The sequence below is a fragment of the Actinoplanes sp. NPDC048791 genome, from assembly GCF_040650095.1.
In the GTDB taxonomy this organism is placed as follows: domain Bacteria; phylum Actinomycetota; class Actinomycetes; order Mycobacteriales; family Micromonosporaceae; genus Actinoplanes.
In genome coordinates, this window is record NZ_JBEZGQ010000985.1 from 1 (window position 1) to 3,084 (window position 3,084).

Annotated in this window: 4 protein-coding genes; 3 read left to right on the forward strand and 1 reads right to left on the reverse strand. The window is 69.2% G+C overall.

Going from position 1 to position 3,084, the window contains the following annotated elements:
- Window positions 1-1,287, reverse strand: a 1,287-nt coding sequence (locus AB0C29_RS40860) for an endo-1,4-beta-xylanase (RefSeq protein ID WP_360832447.1), incomplete at its 3' end; no start/stop codon positions are given.
- 562 nt (window positions 1,288-1,849) lie between these two features.
- Here AB0C29_RS40860 and AB0C29_RS40865 point away from each other — a divergent pair.
- From AB0C29_RS40865 to AB0C29_RS40875, 3 genes are read left to right on the forward strand one after another with little or no spacing between them, the layout of a single operon-like run.
- Window positions 1,850-1,975 (forward strand): hypothetical protein, encoded by a 126-nt coding sequence (locus tag AB0C29_RS40865; protein WP_360832450.1) that lies wholly within the window; start codon window positions 1,850-1,852, stop codon window positions 1,973-1,975.
- A gap of 32 nt (window positions 1,976-2,007) precedes the next feature.
- Window positions 2,008-2,685, forward strand: a complete 678-nt coding sequence (locus AB0C29_RS40870; RefSeq protein WP_360832453.1) for a hypothetical protein — start codon at window positions 2,008-2,010, stop codon at window positions 2,683-2,685.
- The gene (locus AB0C29_RS40875; protein WP_360832455.1) at window positions 2,682-3,035 is read left to right on the forward strand and encodes a transcriptional regulator; all 354 of its coding nucleotides are present in this window, start codon (window positions 2,682-2,684) and stop codon (window positions 3,033-3,035) included. Before AB0C29_RS40870 ends, AB0C29_RS40875 begins: the two co-directional genes overlap by 4 nt.
- Window positions 3,036-3,084: the final 49 nt, after the last annotated feature.

Sequence of the window (3,084 nt, forward strand, 5' to 3'; positions counted from 1 at the left end):
GTAGCGGCCGTTCTCGATGCGTACCGGGGCGGTGAAGTGCTCGTGCAGGTGGTCGACGTACTCGATGGCGCGGCCCTCGGCCGTGCCGCTGACCGGCAGCGTCACATTGACGGTCCAGCCGTTGACCGCCGACGAGCCGGCCGTGACCCGCACGGTGGCCACGTAGCCGCCGTTCCAGCTGTTCAGCGAGACCGCGGCGGTGCAGCCCGAGCCGGTCTGCGGCGGGGGCGACGTGGTGACCGGCGGAGTGACCGGCGGCGTGGTGGGATTGGTGTTGCCACCGGCGTTGAGGGCGTTCAGCACTGAGGTGTAGGCGGCTTTCTTGTTGCCGGAGCCGTCGAACAGCAGCGGGTTGTCATCGCGCCAGGAGTCGGTGTCGCGGATGCCCCACACCGTGATGCCGGTGCACCGCGCCACGGCCAGGCAGGCCCGGGTGACGGTCGCGTAGATGTTGGCCTGATTGCCACCCTGCTGGACGTCCAGTTCGGTGATCTGCACGTCCACGCCGAGGTCGGCGAAGCGTTGCAGGTTCGCCTGGTACGTGGAGTCGATGCCGGTGCCGAGGTGGGACTGGAAGCCGACGCAGTCGATCGGGACGCCGCGGGATTTGAAGTCGCGGACCATGTTGTAGATGCCGGTCGACTTCGCGTTGATGCCGTCGGTGTTGTAGTCGTTGTAACAGAGTTTGGCGTTGGGATCGGCGGTGCGGGCGGCGCGGAAGGCGGCTTCGATCCAGTCGTTGCCGGTGCGCTGCAGGTTGGAGTCGCGGCGGGCGCCGCTGCCGCCGTCGGCGAAGGCTTCGTTGACCACGTCCCAGGCGTAGATCTTGCCCTTGTAGTGGGTGGCGACCTGCGTGACGTGGTTGATCGCGGCGCTGCGCAGGGCGCTGCCGGACATCGACTGAGCCCAGCCGGGCTGCTGCTGGTGCCAGAGCAGGGCGTGCCCCCGGACCTTGGCACCCATGGCAACACCTTGGTTGAGGATGCGGTCGCCGTTGGTGTAGGTGAACCGGCCCTGGGACGGCTCGGTGGCGTCCCACTTCATCTCGTTCTCGGGCGTGACCGAGTTGAACTCGCTGTTCAGGATCCGGGTGTAGGTGCCGTCACCCAGCCGGCCGGCCGCGATCGCCGCACCGTAATAGCGGCCGGTCTGCGCCGCCGAGGCGCCCAGGGTGCTGGCGGCCTCGGCGGTGCCGACGACCGCGATGCTGGCGGCTACGACCACACCGGCGGTCGCTGCCGAGAGCAGCAGCGTGCGTCGTCTTCCTGAGGAGGTTCGGAGCTTCATGAGGAGGTGTGCCTTTCCGGCGCGGCGGGGACGGCGAATGGCGGGGGACCGATGCATCCCGGCAGCAGCCATGAAAAAGATGAGAACGTTAACAGCCTGATTCGAGAGATTGCCAGATTGTTTCCGCGCATTCAAGTGGCATCCTTCGATGTCTTACGTTGTTCCTGGTCAGCGGGTCGGGGGTGGATCGCCGCCTAATGTTGCGACTTTTGCGGCGCGCCGGCCATAACAGTTCTTCGATTTCCGACATTGATGGTTCGGAATGCAATATCGTCTTTCGGATAGCGGTGCCTGCGGGAAGGTATGCCGGACCGCCCCGGTCGCCCTGGCCGTCCCGGTCGTCCCGGTCGCCCTGGCCGTCCCGGTCGTCTTGGTCGCCCTGGTCGTTCTGGTCGTCTTGGTCGTCCTGGTCGCCCTGGTCGTTCTGGTCGTTCTGGTCGTCTTGGCCGCCCTGGTCGTCTTGGCCGTCCGGCCGTCCGGCCGTCGCGGCCGCCTTGGCCGTCCCGGCGGTCCCGGCCGTCCCGGTCGCCCTGGCCGCCCCGCCTGAAACGGTCGGGGCGAGATGCTGCCCGGCGGATCGCGCCACCAGCACCGCGGTGGCCCGTTCCTCGCCCTCGACATCGACCTCGGCGCGGACCCGCAGGCGCTCGGCGGCACACTCCAGTCGTTCGGCGCGTTCGAGAGCTAGCGCAAATTGGTTTGCTGTGGAAACCTGTTGGCATGACCACTGAATCGATGTCCGCCGGCGGCGATCCCCGCCGGCTCTTGTCGGACGTCCGGGGCCTGACCCACCGGGTACGCCTGGACCAGCGCCTGACCTGGCTGGCCCTGCTGGTGCTGGGTCTGGTGACCCTGGTCGGGATCCCGTTCGACTGGTTCGGCATGCGCTTGAACTGCGCCTCGGACGGCAGCTGCGAGTTCGCCCGGCGCGGCGTGCTCTTCTACTGGCCACCCGCGCTCCTGCTGGCGTACGCGGGGATCACCGTCAGCTACATCCGGGCCGCCCGGGCGCGGGGGCTGGGCGCCCGGGTGCTGCCGTACGCGATCACCGGCGCCGCCCTGACCGTCCTGTTCACCGCCGCGTGGGTGGCGGCCGCCCTGTACTTCCCGGACCACCCGGTGCGGTTCCCGTCCTGGGTGCTCGTGGTGGACCGGCTGATCGCGCCGTGGGGGGTCATCGGGGTCGCGCTGCTGGTGCTGGCCCGGGTGGAGCGCAACGTCGCGTTGCTGCTGTTCACCCTCGGATACCTCACCGTGGCGCTGACGTTGCCCACCAACGAGGGCTGGGGGACGTCCTGGGGCATCCGGGCCGACTTCGCGATCCCGCAGGTCATCTGCGGCATCGTGCTGCTGCTGGGTGCGACCGGCTTCGCGGTGGCCCGCCGGCGGCACCGGTGACCGCCGAGGCGCCGGAGCCGCAGGTGTCGTCCGGGCATCCGGTCACCGGGCTGGACGAGGTCGTGCACCAGCGGGTGCGGCTGGGGATCCTCGCCATCGCCCACGAGGCCCGCCGGGTCGAGTTCGGCTACCTGCGCAGTCAGCTGGACCTGACCGCCGGCAACCTTTCCAAGCACTTGAGCGTGTTGGAGATGGCGAGCCTCATCGACGTGGAGAAGGGCTACGAGGGCCGGCGCGGCCGCACCTGGGTCACGCTGACCGCCGCGGGCAGCACCGCGCTCGCCGAGGAGATCAAGCGGCTGAAGCTGCTCATCACCCAGATCGAGAGCACCGACACCCCGGAGGACTGATGACCACCGCCCTGACCCGCCGGCACCTGCTCACCGCCGCGCTCGCGAC